This is a genomic window from Geodermatophilus sp. DSM 45219 (genome assembly GCF_900104025.1).
Taxonomy (GTDB): Bacteria; Actinomycetota; Actinomycetes; order Mycobacteriales; family Geodermatophilaceae; genus Geodermatophilus.
In genome coordinates this window covers 654,069-680,750 of record NZ_FNIQ01000002.1, presented here as the reverse complement: position 1 = coordinate 680,750, position 26,682 = coordinate 654,069, and the positions used below count along the sequence as shown (strand labels likewise).

Annotated in this window: 26 protein-coding genes; 17 read left to right on the top strand and 9 right to left on the bottom strand. The window is 74.5% G+C overall.

Features of this window, described 5'->3' with window-relative positions; all coding sequences use genetic code 11:
* The first annotated feature begins 31 nt into the window (after positions 1-31).
* A complete protein-coding gene (locus tag BLR12_RS08290) occupies positions 32-1,174 on the top strand; it encodes a ferrochelatase (protein ID WP_091376023.1) in 1,143 nt (380 codons plus the stop codon).
* A 102-nt stretch (positions 1,175-1,276) separates the two neighbouring features.
* Here the strand turns inward: BLR12_RS08290 and BLR12_RS08285 are convergent, their stop codons facing one another.
* Complete coding sequence (locus BLR12_RS08285; protein WP_091376019.1) at positions 1,277-2,014, bottom strand: hypothetical protein; 738 nt, start codon at positions 2,012-2,014, stop codon at positions 1,277-1,279.
* Between the two features lie 86 nt (positions 2,015-2,100).
* Between BLR12_RS08285 and BLR12_RS08280 the strand changes: the two genes are divergently transcribed.
* Positions 2,101-2,544 (top strand): NfeD family protein, encoded by a 444-nt coding sequence (locus BLR12_RS08280; RefSeq protein WP_091376639.1) that lies wholly within the window; start codon positions 2,101-2,103, stop codon positions 2,542-2,544.
* A 94-nt stretch (positions 2,545-2,638) separates the two neighbouring features.
* The gene (locus tag BLR12_RS08275) at positions 2,639-3,826 is read left to right on the top strand and encodes an SPFH domain-containing protein (protein WP_091376015.1); all 1,188 of its coding nucleotides are present in this window, start codon (positions 2,639-2,641) and stop codon (positions 3,824-3,826) included.
* A 190-nt stretch (positions 3,827-4,016) separates the two neighbouring features.
* Here the strand turns inward: BLR12_RS08275 and BLR12_RS08270 are convergent, their stop codons facing one another.
* Both BLR12_RS08270 and BLR12_RS08265 read right to left on the bottom strand, forming a co-directional pair.
* The gene (locus BLR12_RS08270) at positions 4,017-5,105 is read right to left on the bottom strand and encodes an RNA polymerase sigma factor SigF (RefSeq protein WP_176832415.1); all 1,089 of its coding nucleotides are present in this window, start codon (positions 5,103-5,105) and stop codon (positions 4,017-4,019) included.
* Entirely contained in the window at positions 5,102-5,599 is a 498-nt protein-coding gene (locus BLR12_RS08265; RefSeq protein ID WP_091376012.1) for an ATP-binding protein, read from the bottom strand. Before BLR12_RS08265 ends, BLR12_RS08270 begins: the two co-directional genes overlap by 4 nt.
* Before the next feature lie 234 nt (positions 5,600-5,833).
* Here BLR12_RS08265 and BLR12_RS08260 point away from each other — a divergent pair, with 234 nt between their 5' ends.
* Positions 5,834-7,687, top strand: a complete 1,854-nt coding sequence (locus BLR12_RS08260; protein WP_091376009.1) for a SpoIIE family protein phosphatase — start codon at positions 5,834-5,836, stop codon at positions 7,685-7,687.
* Positions 7,688-7,745: 58 nt separating this feature from the next.
* Positions 7,746-8,765 (top strand): DNA topoisomerase IB, encoded by a 1,020-nt coding sequence (locus tag BLR12_RS08255; RefSeq protein ID WP_255363370.1) that lies wholly within the window; start codon positions 7,746-7,748, stop codon positions 8,763-8,765.
* A 98-nt stretch (positions 8,766-8,863) separates the two neighbouring features.
* Here the strand turns inward: BLR12_RS08255 and BLR12_RS08250 are convergent, their stop codons facing one another.
* Complete coding sequence (locus tag BLR12_RS08250; protein ID WP_091376003.1) at positions 8,864-9,262, bottom strand: STAS domain-containing protein; 399 nt, start codon at positions 9,260-9,262, stop codon at positions 8,864-8,866.
* 379 nt (positions 9,263-9,641) lie between these two features.
* Positions 9,642-10,166 (bottom strand): hypothetical protein, encoded by a 525-nt coding sequence (locus tag BLR12_RS08245; RefSeq protein ID WP_091376001.1) that lies wholly within the window; start codon positions 10,164-10,166, stop codon positions 9,642-9,644.
* Between the two features lie 187 nt (positions 10,167-10,353).
* Between BLR12_RS08245 and BLR12_RS08240 the strand changes: the two genes are divergently transcribed.
* The 7 genes from BLR12_RS08240 to BLR12_RS08210 all read left to right on the top strand — a co-directional run bounded on the left by BLR12_RS08240 (position 10,354) and on the right by BLR12_RS08210 (position 17,635).
* Entirely contained in the window at positions 10,354-10,908 is a 555-nt protein-coding gene (locus tag BLR12_RS08240; RefSeq protein WP_091375999.1) for a DUF1360 domain-containing protein, read from the top strand.
* Positions 10,909-11,040: 132 nt separating this feature from the next.
* Positions 11,041-12,054, top strand: coding sequence for a non-homologous end joining protein Ku (locus tag BLR12_RS08235; protein ID WP_091375997.1), 1,014 nt, complete (start codon positions 11,041-11,043; stop codon positions 12,052-12,054).
* Between the two features lies 1 nt (position 12,055).
* Positions 12,056-13,369 (top strand): non-homologous end-joining DNA ligase, encoded by a 1,314-nt coding sequence (ligD, locus tag BLR12_RS08230; RefSeq protein WP_091375994.1) that lies wholly within the window; start codon positions 12,056-12,058, stop codon positions 13,367-13,369.
* A 25-nt stretch (positions 13,370-13,394) separates the two neighbouring features.
* The gene (gene ligD, locus BLR12_RS08225) at positions 13,395-14,315 is read left to right on the top strand and encodes a non-homologous end-joining DNA ligase (RefSeq protein ID WP_091375992.1); all 921 of its coding nucleotides are present in this window, start codon (positions 13,395-13,397) and stop codon (positions 14,313-14,315) included.
* A 187-nt stretch (positions 14,316-14,502) separates the two neighbouring features.
* Positions 14,503-15,402, top strand: coding sequence for a formyltetrahydrofolate deformylase (purU, locus tag BLR12_RS08220; protein ID WP_255363369.1), 900 nt, complete (start codon positions 14,503-14,505; stop codon positions 15,400-15,402).
* A 95-nt stretch (positions 15,403-15,497) separates the two neighbouring features.
* Positions 15,498-15,971, top strand: coding sequence for a Fur family transcriptional regulator (locus BLR12_RS08215; protein ID WP_091375989.1), 474 nt, complete (start codon positions 15,498-15,500; stop codon positions 15,969-15,971).
* Complete coding sequence (locus BLR12_RS08210) at positions 15,968-17,635, top strand: catalase (RefSeq protein WP_091375986.1); 1,668 nt, start codon at positions 15,968-15,970, stop codon at positions 17,633-17,635. Before BLR12_RS08215 ends, BLR12_RS08210 begins: the two co-directional genes overlap by 4 nt.
* 74 nt (positions 17,636-17,709) lie before the next feature.
* Here the strand turns inward: BLR12_RS08210 and BLR12_RS08205 are convergent, their stop codons facing one another.
* Positions 17,710-18,747, bottom strand: a complete 1,038-nt coding sequence (locus BLR12_RS08205; RefSeq protein ID WP_091375983.1) for an alpha/beta fold hydrolase — start codon at positions 18,745-18,747, stop codon at positions 17,710-17,712.
* Positions 18,748-18,825: 78 nt separating this feature from the next.
* A complete protein-coding gene (locus BLR12_RS08200; protein WP_091375981.1) occupies positions 18,826-19,254 on the bottom strand; it encodes a MarR family winged helix-turn-helix transcriptional regulator in 429 nt (142 codons plus the stop codon).
* A 137-nt stretch (positions 19,255-19,391) separates the two neighbouring features.
* On the opposite strand from BLR12_RS08200, the gene BLR12_RS08195 reads away from it, so the two are divergent.
* The 5 genes from BLR12_RS08195 (at position 19,392) to BLR12_RS08175 (ending at position 23,903) form a co-directional block, all read left to right on the top strand.
* A complete protein-coding gene (locus BLR12_RS08195; RefSeq protein ID WP_091375979.1) occupies positions 19,392-20,447 on the top strand; it encodes a substrate-binding domain-containing protein in 1,056 nt (351 codons plus the stop codon).
* Between the two features lie 70 nt (positions 20,448-20,517).
* Positions 20,518-20,847, top strand: a complete 330-nt coding sequence (locus tag BLR12_RS25635; RefSeq protein WP_091375977.1) for a zinc ribbon domain-containing protein — start codon at positions 20,518-20,520, stop codon at positions 20,845-20,847.
* Between the two features lie 3 nt (positions 20,848-20,850).
* Entirely contained in the window at positions 20,851-21,492 is a 642-nt protein-coding gene (locus BLR12_RS08185) for an AmiS/UreI family transporter (protein WP_091375974.1), read from the top strand.
* A 12-nt stretch (positions 21,493-21,504) separates the two neighbouring features.
* On the top strand, positions 21,505-22,752 hold the full coding sequence (gene fmdA / locus BLR12_RS08180) for a formamidase (protein WP_091375971.1): 1,248 nt from the start codon (positions 21,505-21,507) through the stop codon (positions 22,750-22,752).
* 8 nt (positions 22,753-22,760) lie between these two features.
* Positions 22,761-23,903, top strand: coding sequence for an MFS transporter (locus BLR12_RS08175; RefSeq protein ID WP_176832414.1), 1,143 nt, complete (start codon positions 22,761-22,763; stop codon positions 23,901-23,903).
* Between the two features lie 17 nt (positions 23,904-23,920).
* Here BLR12_RS08175 and pabB read toward each other — a convergent pair whose 3' ends face one another.
* Together pabB and BLR12_RS08165 are read right to left on the bottom strand one after the other, a co-directional pair.
* Positions 23,921-25,684: an aminodeoxychorismate synthase component I gene (pabB, locus tag BLR12_RS08170; protein ID WP_255363368.1), complete on the bottom strand. Its 1,764-nt coding sequence runs from the start codon at positions 25,682-25,684 to the stop codon at positions 23,921-23,923.
* Between the two features lie 28 nt (positions 25,685-25,712).
* Positions 25,713-26,663, bottom strand: coding sequence for a proteasome assembly chaperone family protein (locus BLR12_RS08165; protein WP_091375966.1), 951 nt, complete (start codon positions 26,661-26,663; stop codon positions 25,713-25,715).
* Between the last annotated feature and the right edge of the window lie 19 nt (positions 26,664-26,682).

Sequence of the window (26,682 nt, the reverse complement as noted above, 5' to 3'; positions counted from 1 at the left end):
TCCACCGGCGCCCGCAGGAGGAAGAGGAACCGTGCCGCTCGCCACCGACGTCGACATCACCCCCGCCGGCCAGCGTCCCGACGAGGACCCCTCGCTGGCCGCCCGCAACAACGGCGGGCGGACGCCCGCCGCCGAGCCCGCGCCGCCGGGACGGCGCGAGGCACTCCTGGTGCTGGGCTTCGGCGGCCCCGAGGGCCCGGACGACGTGATGCCCTTCCTCGAGAACGTCACCCGCGGCCGCGGCATCCCCCCCGAGCGGCTGCTCGACGTCTCCGAGCACTACCAGCACTTCGGCGGGGTCAGCCCGATCAACGAGCAGAACCGGGCACTCACCGCGGCGGTGGGGAAGGAACTCGCCGCCGCCGGGATCGACCTGCCGGTCTACTGGGGCAACCGCAACTGGGAGCCCTACGTCGAGCACGTCTGGCGGCAGATGGCCGACGACGGCGTCGAGCACGTCTACGTCTTCCCGACGTCGGGCTTCGCGTCCTGGTCGGGCTGCCGGCAGTACCACGAGGACGTCGCCCGGGCCCGGTCGGTGCTCACCGGCGCCGCGCCCGGCGGCGGCCCGACGGCGGAGAAGCTGCCGCACTACGGCGACCACCCGGGCTTCGTGCGGGCCAACGCCGACGCGCTGGCCGCGGCGCTCGCCGCCCTCCCCGAGGACGTCCGCGACGGCGCCCGGCTGGTCGCCACCGCGCACAGCATCCCCGACGCGATGGCCGCCGTCGCCGGGCCGACCGGCGGTGCCTACCAGGAGGAGCTGCGGCGCTCGGCGCGGCTCGTGGTGGACGCGGTGGCCCCGGGCCGGGAGTTCGACCTGGTGTGGCAGTCGCGCAGCGGGCCGCCGTCCGTGCCGTGGCTGGAGCCCGACGTCAACGACCACCTGCGCACCCTCGCCGAGGGCGGCGAGCGGGCCGTGGTGCTGTTCCCGATCGGCTTCGTCAGCGACCACGTCGAGGTGATCTGGGACCTCGACAACGAGGCCCGGGAGACGGCCGAGGAGCTGGGGCTGGCCTTCGCCCGTGCGGCCACCGCCGGGACCCACCCGGCGTTCGTCGCGATGGTGCGCGAGCTGGTGGAGGAGCGCCGGGCCGGGACGGCGCCGCGGCTGGGCACGAACTGCCCCGCGCGCTGCTGCTTCACCGCACCGCGGCCGCGCCCCACCCGCTGAGGGCGGACTCTCGCGCTGTTCCGCCTGCTCCCGCGCTGCTGCAACGGCGCGGGAGTGGGCGGAACGGCGCGGGAGTGCGTCGGCGTACGAGTTGGTCCGGCGTCACCTCGGGACGTCGTTGAAGGCGGCCGTGATCGCCTCGCGGACGGCGTCGCCGAGCGGGCGCAGGGCGCCGTCCCGGGCCGCGGCCTGCCCGTGGGTGACCGCGCCACCCGGGGCGTCGGTGAGCGCCAGGTCGAGCACCGTGGCCAGCCGCTGGGCCCGCGCCAGCAGCGACATCGCCAGCGGGTCGGTGCCCGGCGGCATCCCCGGCACGTGGGCGGCCTTGGCCAGCCCGGCCAGCAGCGCCGGCACCTCGGGGTGCCACCGCGCCAGGTCCAGGTCGGCCAGCGTGCGGGCCGCGTCGCCGACGGCGAGGTCCAGCGCGCCCGACACCGCCCGCAGCGACCCCTCGACCGGCGGCGGCGCGGGCGGGGCGCCGGTCAGGTCGAACGCCGTCCACTGCACCACCTCGGGGCCCAGCGGCTCGGGGACCAGGGCCACCTGCCCGCCGACGGCGGCCTGCCCGGCCTCCAGCGCCAGCTCGGCCAGGCCCGGCACGCGGGGCAGCCCGCGGACGTCGCCGGGCACCGGCAGCACCAGCCGGACGCGGCGCTCGCCGGCGCCGCGCAACGCGGTCAGCGCCCAGCCGAGGGGCACCGCCTCGTCGGTGCCGGGCAGGCCGGCGACGCGGTGCGCGGTGTCGCCGACCAGGGCGTCGAGGGCGTCGTCGTAGGAGGTGCGGCCGGTGAGCCAGGCGGTGGACCAGACCGCGAACCGGCCGGCGGGGAAGTCGTGCACCCGGCGAGGTTATGCCGGTCGCGGGCCCGGGTGACGCCGGTGGCCAGGTCCGCTCCGGTCCGGTCGCGGTCTGCGAGGATTCCGCCGTGGACCCCTGGCTGCTGTGGCTGATCGCGTCGGGCCTGTTCGCCGCCGGCGAGCTGGCCAGCGGGGACCTGTTCCTGCTGATGCTGGCCGGCGGTGCGGCCGGCGGCGTCGCCGTCGCGCTGCTCGGCGGCCCCGTGGTGCTGCAGCTGGTCGCGTTCGTCGTCGTCTCCGCGCTGCTGCTCGCGCTGGTCCGCCCGCTGGCCAAGCGGCACCTCACCGAGGGGACGCCGGACCAGCCGGACGGCGTCGCCGCGGTGATCGGCCGCACCGCGCAGGTCACCCAGGCGGTCGACGGCCGCGGCGGGCGCATCCGGCTGGGCGCCGACGAGTGGACCGCCCGCAGCCAGTACGGCGCCGAGCGGTTCCCGGTCGGCGCGACGGTGCGGATCCTGCAGGTGGACGGCGCCACCGCCGTCGTCGGGGACGCCCTCGAGCTGGAGTGACCCTCCCGGCGGGTGATGCCGTGCAGCGTCGTGCCCAGAACGTGATCGGACCAGGGCAGGATCGGCGGCGGACCGCCGAACAAGGAGTGCTCCCGTGACCCCCGCACTGATCGCCCTCATCGTCGTCGCCCTGCTGGTGATCGTCGTCGTCGCCAAGAGCGTGACGATCGTGCCGCAGGCGCAGGCCAAGGTCGTCGAGCGGCTCGGCCGCTACAGCCGCACGCTCTCGCCCGGCCTCTCGCTGCTGGTGCCCTTCGTCGACCGCGTGCGCGCGACGATCGACCTCCGCGAGCAGGTCATCTCCTTCCCGCCGCAGCCGGTGATCACCTCGGACAACCTGCAGGTGGGCATCGACACCGTCGTCTACTTCCAGGTCACCGACCCGCGGCTGGCCGTGTACGGGATCGCGAACTACATCACCGGCATGGAGCAGCTGACCACCACGACGCTGCGCAACGTGGTCGGCGGGCTCAACCTGGAGGGCGCGCTGACCGGCCGTGACGGCATCAACAGCCAGCTGCGCGAGGTGCTGGACGGCACCACCGGGCCCTGGGGTCTGCGGGTCGCCCGCGTCGAGATCAAGGCGATCGACCCGCCGCCGTCCATCCGCGACTCCATGGAGAAGCAGATGCGCGCCGACCGCGACAAGCGGGCGATCATCCTGACGGCCGAGGGCGCCCGGCAGTCGGCGATCACCACCGCCGAGGGGCAGAAGGCCTCGGCGATCCTGTCGGCGGAGGGCAAGAAGCAGGCGGCGATCCTCGAGGCGGAGGCCGAGCGGCAGAGCCGCATCCTGCGCGCCGAGGGCGAGCGGGCGGCGCTGTACCTGCAGGCGCAGGGCCAGGCCAAGTCGATCGAGACGGTCTTCCAGGCCATCCACGACGGCAAGCCCGACCAGGGGCTGCTGGCCTACCAGTACCTGCAGACGCTGCCGCAGATCGCGCAGGGCGACGCGAACAAGATGTGGATCGTCCCCAGCGAGTTCAGCAAGGCCCTGGACGGCCTGGCCAAGCTGGGCGGTGCCGAGGGCGACGGCCGGTCCTGGATGGACGTCGAGCCGTCCCGGGACGGCGCGAGCCGGCCGACGGCGGAGCTGGACACCTCGGGCTGGTTCGAGTCCGCGCTGCCGCGGGCCGCCGACCAGCCGGAGGCGAGGATCGAGTTGTCGAGCATCACCGACACCACGCCCGCCGTCCCCGCACCGGGGATCCCGGACACGACGGCCCTGGCCCGCGCCGCCGAAGAGGAGACCACAGGCGGGGAGGTCCAGCCCCGCCCCTGACCGGTCCCCCCGGGATCGCCACCGCGGGACCGTCACCGCGGGACCGTCACCGCGGGTTGATCACGGGGTTGTTGCAGGGGACGCGCGCGGACCCGCCGTCCGTCCGTGCGACAACCCCATGATCAACTGCCGCGGACAGCCGCTGACGCCCCCCTGAGCTATCGGAGCGTGGGGAGGACGGGGCTCTCCGTCAGTCCTTGAGCAGGCCCTCGCGGAGCTTGGCCAGGGTCTGGCTGAGCAGCCGGGACACGTGCATCTGCGAGATGCCGATGTCGGCGGCGATCTGCGACTGGGTCATGTTGCCGAAGAACCGGAGGATGAGGATCCGCCGCTCGCGGGCGGGGATGGTGGCCAGCAGCGGCTGCAGCGACTCCCGGTACTCCACGCCCTCCAGTGCGGCGTCCTCCTCGCCGAGCGTGGCGGCGAGGGTGGGGGAGTCGTCCTCGCCCGACAGCCGCTCGTCGAGCGAGCTGCTGCGGTAGGCGTTGGCGACGGCCAGGCCCTCGAGCACCTCGGCGCGCGGGATGCCCAGGTGCTCGGCCAGCTCCGACGGCGTGGGCGCCCGGCCGTTCTTCTGCGCCAGCTCGCCGACCGCCGCGTTGAGCGACAGGTGCAGCTCCTGCAGCCGCCGCGGCACGCGGACCGACCAGCCCTGGTCGCGGAAGTGCCGCTTGATCTCGCCGGTGATCGTCGGGACGGCGAAGGAGAGGAACTCCACGCCGCGGCTCGGGTCGAACCGGTCGATCGCCGCGATCAGGCCGAGGGTGCCGACCTGCAGCAGGTCGTCGAACGGCTCGCCGCGGTTGCTGAACCGCCGGGCGAAGTGCCGGACGAGCGGCAGGTGCTCCTCGACGAGGACCTCGCGCAGCCGCTCGCGGCGCGGGTCGTCCTTGTCGAGGGTGGCCAGCTCGGCGAACAGCGGGGCGGTGCGCTCGGCCCGCTTCCGGTTCTCCGACATCGGCGGGGCGCTCGGCGACGCGGCGTCGGTCGAGGCGGCCTCGTCCTCGTCGTCGGCAGCGGTCTCGTCGTCGGCAGCGGACTCGGCGTCGTCCTCGGTCTCCGCGGCGTCGTCGGCCACGTCGTCCCCGGCCACGTCGTCCCCGGCCGGAGCCGGGACGTCGGGGCCGGGCACGAGCTCGGTGCGCGGGTCGGGTACCACGACCGGCTTGTCCTCGGACGCGACCTCTCCCTCGGGGCCACGGCGGCCGGTCGGGGACTCGTCGTCGCGCAGGGTGTCCTCCTCGACGGTCTGGGGCTCCGGGGCTGCCGCCCCGGTCACCGCGTGACCGAGACGTTCTGGCCCGTGTCCCCGAGCAGCTGGTCCGGGTGGTGTCCCGGCAGGTACTTGTCCATGGAGATGACGGCGACCGGCGAGTCGCCGCCGTCCCCGGCCGGCACGGTGGCCTGGGTGGCGGGGCCCGCCTCGACCTTGTCCACCAGCGTGTGCAGCACCGCCCAGCCGAAGCCGTCGCGGGGCACGTCGGTGCCGTCGACGGTCGGCACCCAGGCGTCGATGTGCAGCCCCTGGCGGGTGGTCTCGAAGACCACGGTCAGCCGGCGGTCGTCGGAGACGATCGCCGACAGCGTGGCGCAGGCCTCGTCGACGGCCAGCCGGAGGTCCTCGACCGCGTCCAGGTCGTAGTCCATCCGCATCGCCAGGTCACCGGCCATGGCCCGCACAGCGGGCAGCTGGGTGGGGGTGGTGGGCACCCGCAGTTCCAGTCGCTCGGCGCGCCGCCCGTCCTGCGCGAGGGCACCCCTCGAGTCCACCATCCGTCGTCCGCTCCTCGTCCTCGCGTGGCCACCGCGCGCCGGTGGCCCTGGAGACCCCGGTCCGTGCGGTTCGCGTCCATCCTGCCCGACCGCCCGCAACGTCCCGGCCGGCACGGTGGGGGCGGTACGCCCGAAGAAACCGGGTACCCCGGTCGCCGCATGTGCCAAACCCCAGGTCACACGGCCGGTCGGCGCGGTTGCAGGGGTCTGGGGCCTGCGGTTCGCTGGCCAGGGATGAACACCAGCCAGCAGAGCCCGCCGTCCGGGCACGCACCGATGGACGACGTCGGCGGTGCGGCGCTCGTGGCCGCGCTGGAGGACGCCGCCGCCGCCATCTGGTGCCTGGCCGGACCCGCCCTGGAGCCGGTGTGGGCCAACGCGCGGGCACGCGCCCTCGGCACGGCACCCGGCGACCTGACCGCGGTGCCCGGGCCCCGGGTGGCAGAACTCGCCGGCGAGGTGGCCCGCAGCGGCCGGTCGGCGACGGTGCACGGCGACCTCGACGCGGACGGGCGGGCCGCGACCGTCGTGCTGCAGCCGCTGCACGTGGGAGGCCGGCCCGGTGTCCTGCTGATCGTCGAGACCGACCCCGTCGAGCCCGGGCCCCCGGTCGCCGTCGCGGAGGGCGACCTCGTCGACCAGGTGCAGCTCGCGCTGCTGCCCCCGGCCCTGCCGCTGCTGCCCGACGTCCGGCTGTCCGGCAGCTACCACCGCGCCAGCTCCCCGCACGCCGCCGGCGGCGACTGGTACGACGCGGTCCCACTGGGCCGCGGCCGGCTCGCACTCGTCGTCGGCGACGCCGTCGGCCACGGGGTGCTGGCCGCCGGGGCGATGAGCCGGCTGCGCGGGGCCATGCGCTCCCTCGCGCTGCGCGACCCGTCGCCGGCCGCGGTGGTCGCCGCGCTCGACGCCTTCGCCGGGCAGATGGACGACGTCGAGGGTGCCTCGGTGTTCTACGGGGTGCTCGAGGCGGCGACCGGCCGGCTGAGCTACGCCGCGGCCGGGCACCCGGCCCCGCTGGTCGTGCAGGCCGACGGCAGCGCGGAGTTCCTGCCGCTGGAGCCGCGCCCGCCGCTGGGCAGCCTGCCCGGCGCGCCGACCGTCGTGGCGACCGCTCAGCTGCCCCAGGGAGCCACCCTCGTGCTGTTCTCCGACGGCGCGGTCGCCACCTCCGGATCGCTGTCGGCGATGGGGCTCGACCGGCTGGCCGAGGTGTCCCGCGCCGCGCTCACCGCCCCCGGTGCCCTCGCCGACGACGCACCCGGTGAGCTGGCCGCGGCCATCGTCGAGGGGCTGATGGACTCCCAGGAGCGGCCCGACGACATCGCCGTCCTGGTCGCGCACCGCCGCGCGGAGGCGACCGACCCGCTCGAGCTCGACCTGCCGGCCGTGCCGGCTGCACTGCCGGCGGTCCGCCGCCACCTGGGCGCGTGGCTGTCCGGGCTGGGCATGGGCGAGCAGGACCGGGTCGGCGTCATGGTCGCGGTGGGGGAGGCGGCCGCGAACGCCGCCGAGCACGCCTACCGCGGGGTCGAGCCGGGCCGGATGCAGGTGACCGCGGCGGTCGACGTCGACGGGCAGCTGACCGTCACCGTGCGCGACCAGGGCCGGTGGCGGCCGCCCGACCGCGACCCCGGCGACCGCGGCCGGGGGCTGCTGATCATGCGCCAGCTGGTCGACGGCGTGGTGCTGCAGGGCGAGCACGGCACGACGGTGACGCTCAGCCTGCGGCTGCGCCGCACCCCCGAGGAGGACCAGGTGCGTCCCGGCGGCACCAGCGCGGCGGAGGTCGTCGTCGACCGCAGCGCCGAGCGCCCGGTGGTGCGGGCGGCCGGCGCGGTGGACATGGTCGGCGCGGAGCAGATGCGCATCCGGCTGCTGGAGGCCAGCCACGGCGGCACCGGCCGGGTCGAGCTGGACCTCACCGCGGTCACCCTGTTCAGCAGCGCCGCGGTGCGCGTCGTCCTCGCGATGGCGCGGATCGCCGGCGAGGAGGGCTGGCGGCTGGTGGTGCACGCCCCGGAGGGCGGGGTGACCCGGCACATCCTGGAGATCAGCGGGCTCGGCGGGCTGGTCGAGCTGCGCTGAGGGGCGAACCGCCGTCCCCCCGCGTTTGCGGAACGCCGGCGGTGCGCATCCACCTGCCGTGAGACTCCGCCGCAGCGACGTGCACGGTCCCGGATGGCGTCGCAAGCGGGCCGGCCGCGGCTTCGCCTACTACGACACCGACGGCACCCTGATCAAGGACGAGCGGCTCGACCGGCTGCGTTCCCTGGCGATCCCGCCCGCCTGGCAGGACGTGTGGATCTGCCCGTGGCCCAACGGGCACATCCAGGCCACCGGAGTGGACGCCGCGGGACGCCGGCAGTACCGCTACCACGACCAGTGGCGGGCCCGCCGGGACGCCGAGAAGCACGAGCGGGTGCTGGAGATCGCCCACCAGCTGCCCGACGTGCGCGACGCCGTCGTCGAGGCCATCCACGGCACGGGGCTGACCCGGGAGCGGGTGCTCGCCGCCGCCGTCCGGCTGCTGGACCTCGGCGCCTTCCGCGTCGGCAGCGAGCAGTACGCCGAGGACAACGGCACCTACGGCCTGGCGACGCTGCGCAAGGAGCACGTGCGGGTGCGCGGAGAGCAGGTGTTCTTCTCCTACACCGCGAAGGGCGGCATCGACCGGGAGCTGGAGCTGACCGACAAGCCGACCGCCGACGTGGTCCGCGAGCTGCTCAAGCGACCCGACGGCAGCGAGGAGCTGCTGGGCTACTGGGTGGAGGACCCGGCCGGCGGGGAGCGGACCTGGCACGACGTCACCAGCGCCGAGGTCAACGCCTACCTCAAGGAGATCAGCGACGCGGAGATCACCGCGAAGGACTTCCGCACCTGGAACGCCACCGTGCTGATGGCCGCGACCCTGGCCGAGACGCCGGCGCCGGCCACGAAGACCGCCCGCAAGCGGGTGCTCAAGCAGGCCTACGAGCGGGTGTCGGAGACGCTGGGCAACACCCCCGCGGTGTGCAAGGCCAGTTACGTCGACCCGCGGGTGGTCGACCGGTACGAGAACGGCGAGACGGTGCAGCACGCCCTGCAGGAGGCGGCGTCGGCGCCCGACGACCGGTCGGCGCAGCGGGCGCTGGAGCAGGCGGTGTGCCAACTGCTGAGCGCATGACGACGAGAGGCCCCGCCGGAGCGGGGCCTCTCGTCGTTCGTGGCCCCCTGCAGGGCCCGCCGCGAGCTAGCGAGCGGTGGGGGGCAGGGGGTCCTTCGTCAGCGGGCGCTGCCGTCGACGATGGTGAACAGGTCGATCAGGCCGGTCACCTCGAGCGGGCGGGTCACCGCGCGGGTGGTGGCCACCAGGCGGAGGTCGACGTCGCGGGAGCGGGCCGACTTCTGCGTCTCCACGAGGACGGCCAGACCGGCCGAACCCAGGAACTGGACGCCGGACAGGTCGATGACCAGGCCCTTGGGCTGCTGCTCGAGCTGGGTGTCGAGGGACGACCGGAGCACCGGGGCGGTGAACGTGTCCACTTCGCCGACGACCGTCACCGTGACCACGCCGTCCTCACCGGTGGAGGTCGAGAGCGTGATCACGTCGTCGAAGGGTGCCTCCGTGCCCTCTGTCGACACGTCGGGCTGCCCCTCGGCGGGCAGGTCGGATGTGGTCACGGGCTGAGCTCCTCTCAACGGCCGTACCCGGCGGCACGACCGCCCGGACAATCTACCGCTGAGCGGCCCCCCGGATGTCGTGGCCCCCGGACACGCACGTCGTCGAACGTGTCCGAACCGGTGGTCGACCGGCGCGGCCGCGGCTGCCTGCTCAACCGCAACAACAACGTAGACATCCGATCTGGAACTCGCCAACCCACGCCGCGGACCGCCCCGATCCGGTGACCCCTCGCACCGCCGTGAGCAGCGCGTTCCCCCGGAAGGGGCAGCTCGTCGCCGGGTGGAGTCGGTACAGGGACGGGGCGTCGGGGCGTGCTCGGCGGGGGCCGGGACGGCTCCTGGCCGCGGTGTCGGCCGGTGGGCCGACGGAGCCCGCGGCTCAGTCCACCAGGTGGACGGCGGTCTCCTCGGGGCCCTCGCCGCCGACCACCGGGTCGCGGCTGGCCTCGACGTCGTCGGCGGTGCGGTTGGTGCCGGAGTCGGTGTCCGGGGTGGTGTCGTAGTCCTGCTCGAGCTGCCCGATGCCCCGGTCCGGGTCCTCGGCGGGGCGCACGTCCGGGACGTCGTCGGCGATCTCCTGCTCCAGCCGCCCGGAGAGCGACTGGCCCTCGGACTGCTCGAACGCGGTCGTGCCGAAGCCGGCGGTCCGGTGGCTCTCCCGGTCGCCCGGCTCCGGGGCGAACTGCGGGTCCTCCGACCGCTGCATGGTCGGGAAGTCGTCCTGGGAGACGTCCGGGACGCCGCCGTCCTCGGGGAAGACGTCCCTCGCGGTCTGGCCCTCGGGCCCGGTGGCCCCGGTGTCGCCGCGGACGTCGTCCCGCGTGCCGGTGAGGCCGCGCTCGTCGTCGGGGAACTCGGCGTCGTTGAGGGCGGAGTGGGTCGCTCCGCGGTCCGGCTCGGTCATCGGGTTGCCTCCGTTCTGCGTGCGCCCGCCGTGCGCACGCGCGTCCGTCCGTGGACGGGGACCGGTCGGTCGACCGGCGTCGTGATCTCGCCCTACCCGTCGGACCCCGCCCCATGCGTGACCCGGCTCGCGGACGCGGCGCCGGCCCGCCGCATGCCCGCCCGGGCGGCGGGGTAGCGCAGCTGCCATGGCCCTCGCAGATCTCGGCACCCCCGTCCGCCGCTGGGCGCAGGCCCAGCAGCAGGCGTACACGCGCGGGGAGGACCGGCCGCTCGGCGGCTTCCTCGGCGCGATGAGCGTCTACGCGACGGTGGTGGCGGCCGGCGCGGCCGCGGTCCGCGCGTCCGGGAGGCAGCTGCCCGAGCGCATCCCGCTGGGGGACGCCGTCCTGCTGACCGTCGGCACGTTCCGGCTCGCCCGGCGGATCGCCAAGGACCCGGTCACCAGCCCGCTGCGCGCGCCGTTCGCCACGTTCAACGGCGCGTCGGGGGAGGCCGAGCTGTCGGAGGACGTCCGCTCCCACGGCGGCTGGAAGCACGCCGTCGGCGAGCTGGTGACCTGCCCGTTCTGCCTGGCGCAGTGGGTGGGGACGGTGTTCGTCTTCGGCTACGTCGCCGCGCCGAACGCCACCCGGCTGGCCGCGCTGACGATGACCGCGGTCGCCGGGTCCGACGTCCTCCAGTTCGCCTACGACGCGGTCCAGAGCTCCGCGACGGGGGACGACGGCGAGGGCGGCGACTGACCCCTCCGTCCGGGGGAGACCGCGGCGCCCGACCTGCCGCAGGGGCTGCGGCGCACCTATCCTGGTGATCTTGACCGCTCCGGCCTTCCCCGCCCGCGGTCCACGGACGGGTCTCTCGACAGGAGCACGGGCATGCGGTCGATCTGGCGCGGGGCGGTGTCCTTCGGCCTGGTCAGCATCGGCGTGAAGCTGTACACGGCCACCGAGGACCACGACATCCGGTTCAACCAGGTGCACGCCGCCGACGGCGGGCGCATCAAGTACCGGCGGGTGTGCTCGATCGACGGCGCCGAGGTCGAGTACTCCGAGATCGCCAAGGGCTACGAGCTGCCCGACGGCCAGCTGGTGGTGCTCACCGACGAGGACTTCGAGGAGCTGCCGCTGGCCTCGCGGCGGGAGATCGAGGTCCTGCAGTTCGTCGACCAGGACGAGATCGACCCGATCCAGTACGAGAAGACGTACTACCTGGAGCCCGACCCTTCAGCCACCCGCCCGTACGTGCTGCTGCGCGACGCGCTGGAGAACGCCGGGCGGGTCGCCATCACCAAGATCGCCATCCGGTCGCGGGAGTCTCTGGCCGCGCTGAGGGTCAAGGACGGCGTGATGGTGCTGCACACCATGCGCTGGCCCGACGAGATCCGCCGTCCCGACTTCGCCTTCCTCGACGAGGACGTCGCCGTCCGGCCGCAGGAGCTGCAGATGGCCGAGGCGCTGATCGGGTCGATGACCGGTGCGTTCGACCCGACGGAGTTCACCGACGACTACCGCGAGGCGATGGCCGAGCTGCTCGAGGCCAAGCAGAGCGGCGGTGAGGTGCAGCCGCTGCCGGAGACCGCCGACTCCGGTGCCGCCGTCGTGGACCTGATGAGCGCGCTGCGCCGCAGCGTGGAGGCCGCCCGGGGCGGTGCCGGGGAGCCGCCGGCGGAGCGCACCCCGGCGAAGAAGGCCACCGCGGCGCGGACGGCCACGGCGGCCGCCGACGAGGACGCGCCCGCCCGCCGGACGACGGCGAGGAAGGCCACCGCGGCGAGGAAGGCCACCGCGCCGAAGACCGCCGCGAAGAAGACCGCCGCGGAGAGGACGACGGCCGCCGAGAAGGCGACCGCCGACAAGCCGCCGGCCAAGCGGGCCCGCCGCACCGCCTGAGGTGCCTGCCCGGGACCGTGCCCCACGGGCCACCCCTCCGGCGGGCGAGCCGTTCGCCGTCCACCGGCACGGGTCGGTCGTCGAGCTGTGCCTGGAACGGGACGGCGTGCCCCGGTGCTGGGAGCTGCCCGCGGGGGCGCCGACCGGGCGCGGGCCCGCGCGTCCCGCCGTCCCGGTGCCGGGGTGCGCGGGCCCGGGGTACCGCACCTGGGACGCCGGCCGCTGTGCGGTCGAGGAGGAGCGCGAGGACCGGCTCACCGTGTCCTTCGTCGGCCGCCGGCTGCGTGGCCGGCACGTGCTCTCCCGGCAGGCCGACGGCAGCTGGTCGGTCCGGGCGCTGGACGCGCCGCCCGCGGAGGGGCCGCCGCTGGTGCCCATGCTCGCCACCGCCGGGGAGCTCCCCCCACCGGAGCAGGACCGCGCGTGGGGCTACGAGTTCAAGTGGGACGGCGTCCGGGCGCTGGCGGTCGTCGAGGGCGGGTCGCTGACCCTCTGGGCCCGCAGCGGCACCGACACCACCGTCCGTTATCCCGAACTGAGCCGGTTACCGGACGCGCTGATCGGCCACAGCGCGGTGATCGACGGAGAGGTGGTGGCCCTCGACGCGCGCGGACGGCCGGACTTCGGCGCGCTGCAGGGGCGGATGCACCGCACCGGCCCGGAGGTCCGCCGGATGGCCGCGGCCGCCCCGGTGACCTACCTGGTGTTCGACCTGCTGGCCTGGGACGGCGAGGAGCTGCTGGCGCTGCCGTACGCCGAGCGCCGGGAACGGCTGGAGGCGCTCGGCGTCGCGGGGGAGCGCTGGGTGCCGACGCCGTGGTTCCGCGGCGGCGGGGCCGCGGTGCTGGCCGCCAGCCGGGACAACGGGTTGGAGGGCGTCGTCGCCAAGCGGCTGGACTCGCCGTACCGCCCCGGCGTCCGCGGGCCGGACTGGCGCAAGGTGAAGAACGTCCGCACGCAGGCGGTCGTCGTCGGCGGCTGGCGGCCGGGGCAGGGGCGCCGCGCCGGGGGAGTGGGCTCGCTGCTGGTCGGCGTGCACGACGACGCCGGCCGGCTCGGCTACGCCGGGCACGTCGGGACCGGGTTCACCGCCGCGGCGCTCAGGGAGCTCGAGCCGCTGTTCACTCGGGCCGACCGGCCGCCGTTCGCCGACACGCTGCCGCGCGAGGTCACCCGGGACGCGCACTGGGTGCTGCCGGAGCTCGTGGGTGAGGTGGCGTTCGCCGGGTGGACCGCGGACGGCCGGATGCGCCACCCGTCGTGGCGCGGGCTGCGCGACGACCTGGTCCCGGAGGACGTGGTCGAGGAGTGGTGAGCGCGTGCCGGGTACTGGAGATGCCGTGAGCCGGCAGCTGGTGCGCGTCGACGGGCGGCAGCTGCACGTGTCCAACCTGGAGAAGGTGCTCTTCCCCGAGGTCTCCTTCACGAAGGCCCAGGTCATCGACTACTACGTGCGGATCGCCCCGGTGCTGCTGCCGCACCTGTCCGGCCGGCCGGTCACCTTCACCCGCTGGCCCGACGGGGTGGAGGGGCAGGCGTTCTTCGAGAAGAACAGCGCCCGGCACGCGCCCGACTGGGTGCGGAAGGTGACCGTGCCCAGCCCGGGCAGCTCCCGCGGCCGGGAGACCCTCGAGATGGTCGTCCTGGAGACCGTCGCCGACCTGGCCTGGGCGGCCAACCTCGCGGCCCTGGAGCTGCACGTGCCGCAGTGGCAGGTGGGCAGCCGGCTGCAGCCGGCGCTGCCGGACCTGCTCGTGCTGGACCTCGACCCGGGTCCGGACGCCGGGATCCTCGAGTGCTGCGAGGTCGCCGACCGGCTGCGCGAGCGGCTGGTGGCCGACGGCCTGGACCCGGTGGTGAAGACCTCGGGCTCGAAGGGGATGCAGGTGTACGCGCCGATCCGGGTCACCGACCGCGAGCACCCCAGCCGGTACGCCAGGCAGCTGGCGCAGGAGCTGTCGGCCGAGACCCCCGACCGGGTCGTGTGGCGGATGGAGAAGGTGCTGCGGCCGGGCAAGGTGCTCGTGGACTGGAGCCAGAACAACCCGGCCAAGACCACCGTCGCCCCGTACTCGCTGCGGGCCCGGCCCGATGCGCCGGTGTCCACGCCGATCGGCTGGGACGAGGTCGAGGCGGTGCTCGACGGCGCCGACCCGGGCTGGCTGCGCTTCCGCACCGAGGAGGTGCTGGCCCGGGTCGAGGAGTACGGCGACCTGTTCGACATCGGCGGAGCGCAGCGCGCCGTCCTGCCGGCGGCCTGACGATGATGATCAGCTGAGCTGTCCATCGGGGGTCCTGGCTCACCACCGGTGCTGAGCCAGGACCCGCGCCGGTGAGCCCAGCTGATCGTCGAGGGGGCCGGGTCCGTCCGGGGAAGCCGGCCCAGGGAGGGCTCGGACGAGGGAGGGCGCTGGGGACCGGCGTCCCGGCCTGGCATCCTCGGCACCCGTGTCCGCCCCTGCTGAACTGCCCCCGCTCGGCCCGCGCGACGACCGGCTCGCCGACGTCGGTCGCCTGGTCGTCCGCTGCCCCGACCGGCCGGGCATCGTCGCCGTCCTCAGCGGGCTGATGGCCGACGTCGGGGCGAACATCATCGACTCGCAGCAGCACTCGTCGGACCCGGTGGGCGGCACGTTCACGCTGCGGCTGGAGTTCTTCCTCGCCGACCTGCCCGGCCGCCGGCACCAGCTGGAGGCGGCCCTCGCGCTGCTGGCGCAGCAGTGGCAGTTCACCTGGCGGCTGACCGAGGCCGCGCACCGGCCGCGGCTGGCGGTGTTCGTCTCGAAGACCGACCACGTGCTCCAGGAGCTGCTCTACCGGGTGCGGGCCGGCGACCTGCGCGCCGAGATCGCCGCCGTCGTCTCCAACCACCCCGACCTCGAGCCGGTGGCCCGCGCGGCCGGGGTCCCGTTCCACCACGTCCCGGTGACGCCGGAGACCAAGGCCGAGGCGGAGGCGCGCGCCCTGGACCTGGTCGGGGACGTCGACCTGGTCGTGCTGGCCCGGTACATGCAGATCGTCTCGGCGGACTTCTGCAGCCGTTTCCCGGAGCGGCTGATCAACATCCACCACAGCTTCCTGCCGGCGTTCGTCGGCGCGAACCCCTACCGGGCGGCGCACGACCGCGGCGTGAAGCTGATCGGCGCGACCGCGCACTACGTGACGCCGGAGCTCGACGCCGGGCCGATCATCGAGCAGGAGGTCGCCCGGGTGGACCACCGCGCGACGGTGGAGGACATGCGCCGGATCGGCCGCTACGTCGAGCGCCAGGTGCTGGCCCAGGCGGTCACCTGGCACGTGGAGGACCGGGTCATCGTGGACGGCGAGAAGACCATCGTCTTCGCCTGACGGCCCCTGCAGGGGCCGCCGCGAGCGCGCGAGCGGCTGGGGCACGGGGGTCCTTCATTTGACTCGGACAAGAAAACGGGGTTGGGTGGTCGTCGATGGAGACGACCCGGCAGGAGCAGCTCCGCACGGCGGGGCTGCGCGTGACGCGGCCCCGCCTGTCGGTGCTGCAGGTGCTCGCCGAGCGTCCGCACGCGGACGTCGACGCCATCGTCACCGCCGCTCGCGCCCTGCACCCGACGTTGTCGCCCCAGGCGGTCTACGGGGTGCTCGAGGCCCTCGTCTCCGGCGGCCTGGCCCGCCGGATCGAGCCGGCGGGCGCGCCCGCGCTGTTCGAGCTGCGGGTCGGCGACAACCACCACCACCTGGTCTGCCGCTCGTGCGGTGCGGTCGCTGACGTCGACTGCACCGTGGGGGCGGCTCCGTGCCTGACGCCCTCGGACACGGCGGGTTTCGTCGTGGACGAGGCGGAGGTCGTCTTCTGGGGTCTGTGCCGCGAGTGCCGGGTAGGGACGCCAGCAGGGACCGCTCAGGTCGATCAGCACGACAATCGAGGAGGAGCATCAGGATGACCGACGTCGCATCGCAGGGCCCTGCGCCGAGCGAGGTGGACCGCGCGGTCCTGACCAACCGTCAGGGCCACCCGGTCTACGACAACCAGAACCAGCGCACGGTGGGTGCCCGCGGCCCGGCCACGTTGGAGAACTACCAGTTCCTCGAGAAGATCAGCCACTTCGACCGCGAGCGCATCCCGGAGCGCGTGGTGCACGCCCGCGGCGCCACCGCGTTCGGCGTCTTCGTCGCCGACGGCACCGTCGGCGACGAGCCCGTCGCGACGTACACCCGCGCCAAGCTCTTCCAGCAGAAGGGCAAGGAGACCGAGGTCGCGGTCCGCTTCTCCACCGTCGCCGGTGGCCGGGACTCCTCCGAGGCGGCGCGTGACCCGCGCGGCTTCGCGGTGAAGTTCTACACCGAGGACGGCAACTGGGACCTCGTCGGCAACAACCTGGGCGTCTTCTTCATCCGGGACGCCATCAAGTTCCCCGACTTCATCCACTCGCAGAAGCCCGACCCGGTGACCTTCGAGCGCCAGGTCGCCAACCGGGTGTTCGACTTCGCCAGCCAGACCCCCGAGTCGCTGCACATGTTCACCCTCGTGTTCAGCCCGCGCGGCCTGCCCGCGAACTACCGCACCCAGCAGGGCTTCGGCGTGAACACCTACAAGTGGGTCAACGCCGAGGGCGAGACGAAGCTGGTCAAGTACCACTGGCTGCCGAAGCAGGGCGTGAAGTCGATGACGGCGAAGGACGCCGCGGCGGTCCAGGCCAACGAGCTCGGCGCGCACACCAAGGACCTCTACGACGCCATCGGCCGCGGCGAGTTCCCGTCCTGGGACCTGCACGTCCAGCTGATGGACGACCACGAGCACCCCGAGCTGGACTTCGACCCGCTCGACGACACCAAGGTGTGGCCGGAGAACGAGTTCCCGCTGCGCAAGGTCGGCACCATGACGCTGAACCGGGCGCCGGAGAACTTCTTCCTGGAGAACGAGCAGATCGCCTTCGGCACCGGTGTGCTGGTCGACGGCCTGGACTTCTCCGACGACAAGATGCTGGTCGGCCGGACGTTCTCCTACTCCGACACCCAGCGCTACCGGGTCGGGCCGAACTACCTGCAGCTGCCGGTGAACCAGGCCAAGGGTGCGAAGGTCGCCACCAACCAGCGCGACGGCCAGATGGCCTACGCGGTGGACCTGGGCCCGGGGCAGAACCCGCACGTCAACTACGAGCCGTCGATCCTCGGTGGTCTGCGCGAGGCGCAGTACCCCACGCACGACGAGCAGGGCCCCGAGATCACCGGCCGGCTGACCCGCAAGCGGATCCCGCGGACCAACGACTACGCGCAGGCCGGCGAGCGCTACCTGCTGTCGGAGCAGTGGGAGAAGGACGACCTGGTCGCCAACTTCGTCGACGCGCTCTCCCAGTGCGACCGCCCGATCCAGGAGCGGATGGTCTGGCACTTCTTCATGGCCGAGGACGAGATGGGCCAGCGCATCGGCGAGGGCCTGGGCATCACGGCGGACGACGTCCGGCACCTGCAGCCGCTGCAGACCCAGACGCTGACCGAGGAAGAGCTCCAGCGCGCCGCCAACCTCGGCAAGAACGGCCCCCGGGACGTCAGCGGTCTGACCATGACGCACTGCGTGCCCAACGAGCACGTCGAGGTCACCCTCTGATCAGGGGCTGACCAGCACCACCGCGGCGGGCCGCGACCGGGACACCCCGGTCGCGGCCCGTCCGCGTCCCGGGCTCACACCGGACGGGCGAGCAGCTCCCGCAGCGTCTCGTCGACCACGGCGTTGTCGGCGGCGTTCATCCCGAGCCCGGCGAAGTGGCCCCAGATGGTGTCGATGACCCGCACCTCACCCCGTTCGATGAACCGGGACGCCCACTGCTCGTCCTCGGGCGGGAAGTAGAGGTCCGTCCGCGCCGGCATGGCCACCAGCGGGCAGCGGATGGAGCGCAGCGCCGCCTCGGTGTCGCCGTCGAAGCCCGGGGTCCGGCCGACGTCCCCGTGCTCCCAGGTCCACAGCATGGCTAGCAGGTTGTTCGGGTCCCGGTCCTCGTCGAGCCAGAACCCCTCCCAGAACCCGACCAGGAAGTCCTCGAGGGAGGAGTAGCCCATGCTCCGGTACTCGCGCTCCCAGTAGAACGCCTGGGACAGCCCCCACCCGGCGTAGATCCGGGCGAACGCCCGCATCCCGGCGGTGGGGCGGGCGTCGCGGGAGTACTCACCGCCGCGGAAGGCCGGGTCGAGGGTGAGGGCGGCACGCAGGCTCTTGATGAACACCTGGTTGTGCTCGCTCGTCCGGCTGGAGCCGACGATCGGTGCGGCGCGCCTGACCATCTCGGGGTGGCTGACGGCCCACTGGTAGGTCTGGCCGGCGCCCATGGAGGAGCCCAGCACCAGCTCGATCGACTCGATGCCCCACTGCTGCGTGAGCAGGCGGTGCTGGGCCTCGACCTGGTCGTGGAAGGTGACCGGCGGGAAGTGCGGGCCGTCGAACGGTGGCGGGGTGGTGCTGGGGGACGTCGACAACCCGTTGTTCAGCTGGTTCGGGACGACGATGAAGTACCGCTCCGGGTCGCACGCCAGGCCGGGACCGATGGACCACTCGTTGGCGTCGTGCCAGGCGCTGAACCACGTCGGGTGCACGATCACGTTGGACCGGTCGGCGTTCAGCGTGCCGTACGTCTTGTAGGCCAGCTGTGCGTTCCGCAGGGTCGCACCGCTCTGCAGCGGCAGGTCACCCAGGTCGAACAGCTCGGCGTCGGTCGGTGCGGGCACGGCGGTTCCTTCCACGTGGAAGCATCGTGCGTCAGCCTCCACGCCCGCCCCGGCCGGGCGCAACCCCGCGGCCGGCCGTCAGGCGGTCGCCAGGCGCTCCAGCAGGGAGCGCAGGGTGTCGGCCTCGGCCGCGGAGAGGGCCGCCAGGCCGCTCCGCTCGGCCTCGGAGATCCGTGGGGCCAGTGACCGGCACAGGGCCCGGCCGCGGTCGGCGGCGTGCACGAGCACGCGGCGCCGGTCGGTCGCGTCGACGTTGCGGTAGAGCAGCGAGCGCTCCACCAGGCGGTCGACGATGCGGGTCAGGGTCGGCCCCGGGACCCGGGTCCGCCCGCCGAGGTCGCTCATCGACAGCGGGCCCTGCTGGGTCAGCGTGTCCAGCACGCGCCACTGGTCGAAGGTGAGCTCGTGGTCGACGAGGATCTCCTCGACGCGCGAGGTCAGGCCCGAGGCGACCTGCCGGAGCAGGTCGACGTGCGGCTGCGGCCGCCCTGACGTCTCCTGCAGCATGCCCGCCCCTCATCGGCCGAGGACCCTTCCCATGGCCGGGGCGGGTCAGCATAGTGGTCCCCTACTCGGTGCCGATTCTCGCAGAGGCCCGAGGTGCTCCGCTCCGATGCCTGCGTCAGGCACGCCTGGGGGGATCCATGCGCCGGTCCGACGAGATCGCGCGCGTGGGGCTGGTCGTGCCCCTGCAGGGGCCGGCGGGGATCTTCGGGCCGTCCTGCGAGGCGGTCGCGGCGACCGCCGTGCGGCGCATCAACGAGGCAGGGGTCCTCGGCCGGGAGCTGGCCGTCGAGGTCATCGACGGGGGCGCGAGCCCGGACCGGGTCGGAGCCGACGTCGGCCGCCTGGTCGACGCCGGGCGCATCGACGCGGTGACCGGCTGGCACATCTCGGCGGTCCGGCACGCCGTGGCGCCGGTGACCGCGGGCCGGATCCCCTACGTCTACACCTCCCTGTACGAGGGTGGCGAGGCCCGGCCGGGCGTCTTCTGCTCCGGTGAGACGCCCGCGCGGCAGATCGCTCCCGCGCTGCGGTGGCTGCGGGACGTCTGCGGGGTGCGGCGCTGGTTCGTGGTGGGGGACGACTACGTCTGGCCCCGGGCCTCGGTCGAGGTCACCCGCCAGTTCGCCCGGCGACTGGACCTGGACCTGACCGGGACGGCCTACGTGCCGCTCGGGACCGACGACTACCGGGGTGTGGTGGAGCGCATCCGGCGCAGTGACGCCCAGGGCGTGCTGCTGTACCTGGTCGGCCAGGACGCCGTGCAGTTCAACCGCGTGTTCGCCGCACAGGGGCTGCAGGAGAGCATGGTCCGCTTCACCCCGCTCATGGAGGAGAACATGCTCCTGGCCAGCGGGGCGGAGGCGACGCGGAACCTCTTCGTCTGCGCCTCCTACTTCCGCTCGCTGGCGACCTCCTCGGCACTGGAGTTCGGTGGCGCCTACGTCGACCAGCACGGCCCCGACGCGCCGCCGCTGAACAACGCCGCGGAGTCCTGCTACGAGGGGCTGATGGCCCTGGCGGCACTCGCCCACCGGGCCGGGAGCCTGGACGTGCAGCGGATGCTCGCGGTCGCCGACGGGCTCGGCTACGACGGGCCGCGCGGACCGGTGTCCTTCACCGGCAACCACCTCCAGCAGCGCGTCCACCTGGCCGTCGCCGACGGCTACGACTTCGACGTCCTCGCCACCCTGTAGCCGGTTCCCGGGCTCCTCTTGACAGAAGCTTCCATGTGGATAAGTTCCACGTGGAAGGAAGTGAGGGCCCATGGCTGTGTACGTGTTCCGATGCCCCGCCTGCGCGGAGTTCGAGGTGGCGGTCCCGATGTCCTCGGTGGGACCCACGCACCCCTGTCCGGCGTGTGCCGCGGAGTCCACCCGGGTGTGGACCGCGCCCGCTCTGGCGACCACGCCCGCCGGGGTGCACCGCGCGATGGCGGTCGCCGACGCGAGCGCCGAGACACCGCAGGTCGTCCGGTCGATCCCCATGGGCGCCCCGCGCCCCCGGAGTCGCCGGTGGAGCCCCACCACCGGGGGCGTCCCCGTCAACGCGGCGCACCGCCCCGCGGGCCCGCACCCGTCACTGCCGCGCTGGTGACCCGTGGCCGCCGTCGGTCTGCTCTACGTCGGCGCCGTCCTGGTGGTCAACGGGGTCATGCTGCTGGGGTACGTGGACCCGCGCGGCGCGGCGCCGTTGAACCTGTTCGTCGGCGCGCTCCAGGTGGTCACCCCGACCTACCTCATCATCTTCGCCGCGGGTGACCCGGGGCTCATCGCGCTCGCCGCGGGTCTCTACTTCTTCGGCTTCACCTACCTCTGGGTGGGCATCAACGGGATCACCGGCTGGGGGAACGAGGGCCTCGGCTGGTTCTCGCTGGTCGTCGCGCTGGCGGCCGTGGGCTTCGCCGTCCACTCGTGGGTCGAGGTCGGGGACCGGACCTTCACCGTCATCTGGCTGCTCTGGGCGGTCCTGTGGTCCACCTTCTTCCTGCTGATGGCCCTGCACCGGGCCCACCTGGGTCCGGCGATCGGCGTCCTGGCGGTGGGGGAGGGCCTGCTCACGGCCGCCGTCCCGGCCTTCCTGATCATCGCCGGCTGGTGGTCGGACTCGGACACCACCCTCGTGGTCGTGACCGTGCTGGGCCTGCTCGTCCTCGCCGCCAGCGTCCCGCTGAGCCGGTCGCTGTCGGCCCCCGCCGCCCGTCCCACCACCCGACCCGGCACGGCGCCGGGCGTCCACTGAGAGGAAACCGTCATGCCCGACGTCGTCTTCAGCGTCGACCAGAGCAGGTCCATGCGGGACCAGGCCGTCCCCGGCCACAACCGCTGGCACCCGGACATCCCCCCGGCGGTGACCGTCCGGCCGGGGCAGAGCATCCGGGTGGAGTGCAAGGAGTGGACCGACGGCCAGATCCTGAACAACGACTCGGCGAACGACGTCCGGGACGTCGACCTCTCGCACGCCCACATGCTCTCCGGGCCGATCGCCGTGGAGGGCGCGGAGCCGGGCGACCTGCTGGTCGTCGACATCCTCGACCTCGGCCCGGTGCCGCAGACCGAGGGGCCCAACTGCGGTGAGGGCTGGGGCTACTCGGGGATCTTCGCCAAGGTCAACGGCGGCGGGTTCCTCACCGACTACTTCCCGGACGCCTACAAGGCCATCTGGGACTTCAAGGGGCAGACCTGCAGCTCGCGGCACGTCCCGGGCGTCGAGTACACCGGCATCACCCACCCGGGGCTGTTCGGCACCGCGCCGTCGGCGGACCTGCTGGCCCGCTGGAACGCCCGGGAGCGGGCGCTGATCGCCACCGACCCCGACCGGGTGCCGCCCCTGGGGCTGCCGCCGCTGCCGGACAACGTGCTCGGCGGCACCGCGAGCGGTGACCTGCTCGCGGCGATCGGCCGGGACGGCGCCCGCACCGTGCCGGCGCGGGAGAACGGCGGCAACCACGACATCAAGAACTTCACCCGCGGCAGCCGGGTCTTCTACCCGGTGTACGTCGACGGCGCGCTGCTGTCCGGAGGGGACCTGCACTTCAGCCAGGGCGACGGCGAGATCAACTTCTGCGGCGCCATCGAGATGGGCGGCTTCATCGACTTCCACGTCGACCTGATCAAGGGCGGCATGGAGACCTACGGGGTCACCACCAACCCGATCTTCATGCCGGGCCGGGTGGAGCCGCGCTACTCGGAGTTCCTCACGTTCATCGGCGTCTCGGTCGACCACCGCGACGACACCAACGCCTACATGGACGCCACCCTGGCGTACCGCAACGCCTGCCTGAACGCGATCCGCTACCTGGAGAAGTGGGGCTACACGGGAGAGCAGGCCTACCTGATCCTCGGCACCTCGCCGATCGAGGGCCGGATCGGCGGCGTGGTGGACATCCCCAACGCCTGCTGCTCGGTCTTCCTGCCGACCGAGATCTTCGACGAGGACATCCGGCCCGGCGGGCAGGGCCCGCAGCGCCGGGACCGCGGGCAGGTCTGCGTCACCTCCTGACCGCCCGGGTGGCGCCCGGCCCGGCGACGGTGCGCCTGGTCGCCTCGGGCACCGTGGCCAACCTGGCCGTCGGGACGCTGTTCGCCTGGAGCCTCGTGGCCCCCCTCGTGGTGGCCGGCACCGGGGCACCGGCGGACAGCGGCCCGGCGGTGTTCGCCCTCGCCCTGGCGGTGTTCACCGTGGTGCAGCTCGGCGTGGGCCGCGGGCTGGCCCGCTTCGGGCCGCGCCGCCTCCTGGCCGCGGCCGCCCTCGCCGCCGGTGCCGGGCTCGGGCTGACGGCCGGCGGGCAGGGGCCTGCGGCGCCGTGGCTCGGCGTGGGGCTGCTCTTCGGCGCGGCCAACGGGCTGGCCTACGGCGTCGCGGTGTCGCTCGCCGCCCGGGTCCCCGAGGGACGCCGGGGCGCGGCGAGCGGCCTGGTCGTCGGCGCGTACGCGGCGGGGCCGGTGGTGCTGGGCCTCGTGGCGCCGCGCGTCCTGCCCGGCACCGGCTGGCGCACCGGCCTCGCCGTCCTGGCGGTGCTGGTCGCCGGGCTGGTGGGTCTCGCCGCCGCCCTCGCCCCGGGCGGGCCGGCGGCCGGGCACCCGCCGGCCCGCGGGCGGACGCCGGTGCCCCGGGGGACGCTGGCAGCCCTGTGGACCGTCTTCGCCGGCGGAGCCGCGCCCGGCCTGGTGGTGTTCGCGACCGCCGCGCCCCTGGCGTCCGCCGCGGGTCTGGGCGCCGCGGCCGCGGGGGCGGCGGTCTCGCTGCTGGCCGCCGGCAACCTGGCCGGCCGGCTGGCCGCCGGGTGGTGGTCCGATCGCGTCGGGCGCCTCCCGGCGCTGGCGACCGCGCTCGCCGCCAGCGCCGTCGCCTTCGCCGCGCTGGCCTGGCCGGTCGGCCCCGTCGTCGTCCTGACCGGCTTCCTGGTCGTCGGGACGGCCTACGGCGCGGTGTCCGCCCTGGTCCCCGCCGCCACGGCCGACCGGGTGGGGCCCGGCGCCTTCCCCTCCGTCTACGGCCGGGTGTTCACCGCGTGGGGCGTCGCCGGTCTGGTGGCGCCGTTCCTGGCCGGGGAGCTCGCCGGGGGCGGCAGCCGGCTGCTCCTGGGAGCCACGCCGCTCGTCCCGGCTGCGATCGCGGTGCTGGTGCTGTCCCGTCGGCCGGTGGTCTGAGGCGCCGCCCACCCCGGTCAGGTGAGGACGGCGGGTCGCCAGCCGCGCAGCGAGCTGACGACGGCGAGTGCGTCGGCGCGGCGCAGGTCGTCCGGCGTGAGGTCGCGCTCGGCCAGCCGGCCCTGCTCGAGCAGCCGGCCGCGGGCCACCCCGGGCAGGCAGCCGGCCGACAGCGGCGGGGTCCACCACTGACCGTCCAGCCGGACGGCGAGGGTGGCGATCGTCGTCTCGGTGACGTGGCCCGCGGTGTTGACGAGGACGACGTCGTCGGCGCCCGGGTGGCGGGCGGCGCGCTCGGTGTAGACCTCCCGGCGGGTGGTCTTGTGCCGGAGCCACACCGAGTCCGGGTCGACCGGCTCGCCGTCGACCGCCAGCCGCACCGGGCCCTCGGCCGGCGGCGGCAACGGGTGCGTCTCGACGTCGACCCGCCCGTCGCGGTGCAGCAGCAGCCGCACCCGCGCGGCCGTGCCCGGGGGGACGGCGGCGGCCAGCCGTTCCCGCGTCGCGGCCTCGTCGAGGGGGAAGCCGAACCAGGCCGCGGAGCCCGCGAGCCGGGCCAGGTGCCGGTCGAGGTCGCGCAGCCCGCCGTCCGGCTCCGCGGCCATCGTCTCCAGCAGCGCGAACTCCTCGGGGCGCTCGGTGAGGATCGCCGCCTTGGCCAGCAGCTCGGCGTGCTCGGCCGCGGGCTCCGAGGACCAGGTGATCCCCCCGCCGGTGCCGTACTCCGCCGTCCCGGTCGCCCGGTCGACGGTCACCGTCCGGATCGCCACGCTGAACACCGCCCGCTCGGGACCACCGGGCGGCGCGACCCAGCCGATCGCGCCGCAGTAGACGCCGCGCGGGGAGTCCTCCAGCCCCGTGATGAGCTCCATCGAGCGCCGCTTGGGCGCCCCGGTGACCGACCCCGACGGGAACAGCGCCCGGAACACGTCGGTCAGCCCGGTACCCGGCCGCACGCGGGCGGTGACGTCGGAGGTCAGCTGCCACACCGTCCCGTACCGCTCGGCGGTGAACAGCGCCGGCACGGCGACGCTGCCGACCTCGGCCACCCGGCCCAGGTCGTTGCGCAGCAGATCGGTGATCATCAGGTTCTCGGCGCGCTCCTTGGCACTGGCCAGCAGCCGCGCGCGGGCCGCCTCGTCCTCGGCCGTCGTCGGCCCGCGGCGCGCCGTCCCCTTCATCGGCCGGGTCAGCAGCTCGTCGCCGCGCCACCGGAAGAACAGCTCGGGGCTGGCCGACAGCACGGCGTACCGGCCGAGGTCCAGGTACGCCGCGTGCGGGCCGCGCTGGGCGCCGGCCAGGTCGGCGTACAGCTGCTCGAGGTCGCCGGACACGGGAGCGCGCATCCGCACGGTCAGGTTGAGCTGGTAGGTGTCACCGGCGGCGATGTGCTCCCGCACCCGCTCGACGGCGGACCGGTGGCCCGCCTCGGTCCACCCGCGGGCCCACGGTCCCACCGAGTACGCGCGTTCCCGGCCGGCCGGCGGGCCCACCACGGGGACGTCGACCGGCCGGTCGGCCAGCCCGAAGACGGCCAGCGGCAGGCTGTCGTCCGGCGGGCGCGGGACGACCGCCAGACCCGGGTCGAGCCCGGCCGCCGCCTCGTAGGACAGGTAGCCGAAGGCCCAGCTCCCGGCGGCGGTGGCCCGCTCGACCTCGGCCAGCACGGGGACGACGTCCTCGGCCGTGGTGGCCACGAGCACGCGGGAGGTCTCGGGGAAGCAGCGCGCCGTCCCGCCGGCGACGTCGTCGAACCGCCCCCACATCGGCGCCCCGCTCACCGCGTCAGGTGCCTCTCGCGCGCCTCGCTCACTCCCCGCGGCGGCGCTCCTGCTCGGCGAGGAACCGCTCGAGCTCGGCCCCCAGCTCCTCCCCGCTGGGGACCTCGCCCACCTCGCTGAGCAGCTCGCTGCCCTCCCGGGCGGCGGTGAACTGGTCGAACTGCTGCTCCAGCGCCGCGACCACGGCGGTGTTCTCCGGCGAGCGGGCGATCTGCTCGTCGACCTCGGTGCGGTGGGCCTCGGCGGCGTCCCGCAGCTCCTCGGTGGGCAGGTGCAGGCCGGTCAGCCGGGACAGGTGCTCCAGCAGCGTGAGCGAGGCCGCGGGGAAGGTCGCCTGCGCCAGGTAGTGCGGGACGTGCGCGGCCACGCCGAGCGCGTCCACGCCGGCCTCGCCCATCCGCAGCTCCAGCAGCGCCGAGACCGACCCCGGGATGCGCATCTCGCCCCAGTACACGGGGTACTCGGCGATCAGCTGGCGCCGGGTGGCGTGCGCGGTCACGGTGACCGGCCGGGTGTGCGGCACCGGCATCGGGATGGCCTGCACCGACACCACCGAGGTGACGCCCAGCCGCTCGACGAGCCAGCGCACGGCGGCCACGAACCGCTCCCAGGCGAAGTCCGGCTCCGCACCGTGCAGCAGCAGGAAGGGCTCTCCGGCGTCGTCCTCCAGCGCGTACAGCAGGATCTCCGGCGCGGTGAACGACTCGTAGCGGTCGCCGTGGAACGTCATCCGCGGCCGGTGCGCGCGGTAGTCGACCAGGCTGTCGGCGTCGAAGCGGGCGATCACCTCGTGCCGCAGGGCACTGAGCAGGTGCGCGCCGGCCAGCGCGCCGGCCGAGGCCGCGTCGAACTCGCCGGCCAGGTCGTGCACGAGGACCAGGCCGCGGCGGTCGCCGGCCTCGCTGACCGCGGCCTCGCGGGCGAGGAGCGGCTCGGCCTCGGGGAGCAGCTCGACGAGCTCCTCCGGTCGGTGCGCCACGGTGGTGCCTCCTGTCGTC

Coding starts and splice junctions, on each gene's coding strand:
- BLR12_RS08245 (WP_091376001.1), bottom strand. CDS start 10,166: ATGACCGAGCCGGACCGCGGAGCGACCCACTCCGCCCTCAACGACGCC.
- BLR12_RS08200 (WP_091375981.1), bottom strand. CDS start 19,254: ATGCTGCAGGAGACGTCAGGGCGGCCGCAGCCGCACGTCGACCTGCTC.
- BLR12_RS25635 (WP_091375977.1), top strand. CDS start 20,518: ATGGCTGTGTACGTGTTCCGATGCCCCGCCTGCGCGGAGTTCGAGGTG.
- fmdA (WP_091375971.1), top strand. CDS start 21,505: ATGCCCGACGTCGTCTTCAGCGTCGACCAGAGCAGGTCCATGCGGGAC.
- BLR12_RS08210 (WP_091375986.1), top strand. CDS start 15,968: ATGACCGACGTCGCATCGCAGGGCCCTGCGCCGAGCGAGGTGGACCGC.
- BLR12_RS08240 (WP_091375999.1), top strand. CDS start 10,354: ATGGCCCTCGCAGATCTCGGCACCCCCGTCCGCCGCTGGGCGCAGGCC.
- BLR12_RS08235 (WP_091375997.1), top strand. CDS start 11,041: ATGCGGTCGATCTGGCGCGGGGCGGTGTCCTTCGGCCTGGTCAGCATC.
- BLR12_RS08215 (WP_091375989.1), top strand. CDS start 15,498: ATGGAGACGACCCGGCAGGAGCAGCTCCGCACGGCGGGGCTGCGCGTG.
- BLR12_RS08260 (WP_091376009.1), top strand. CDS start 5,834: ATGAACACCAGCCAGCAGAGCCCGCCGTCCGGGCACGCACCGATGGAC.
- BLR12_RS08195 (WP_091375979.1), top strand. CDS start 19,392: ATGCGCCGGTCCGACGAGATCGCGCGCGTGGGGCTGGTCGTGCCCCTG.
- BLR12_RS08265 (WP_091376012.1), bottom strand. CDS start 5,599: ATGGTGGACTCGAGGGGTGCCCTCGCGCAGGACGGGCGGCGCGCCGAG.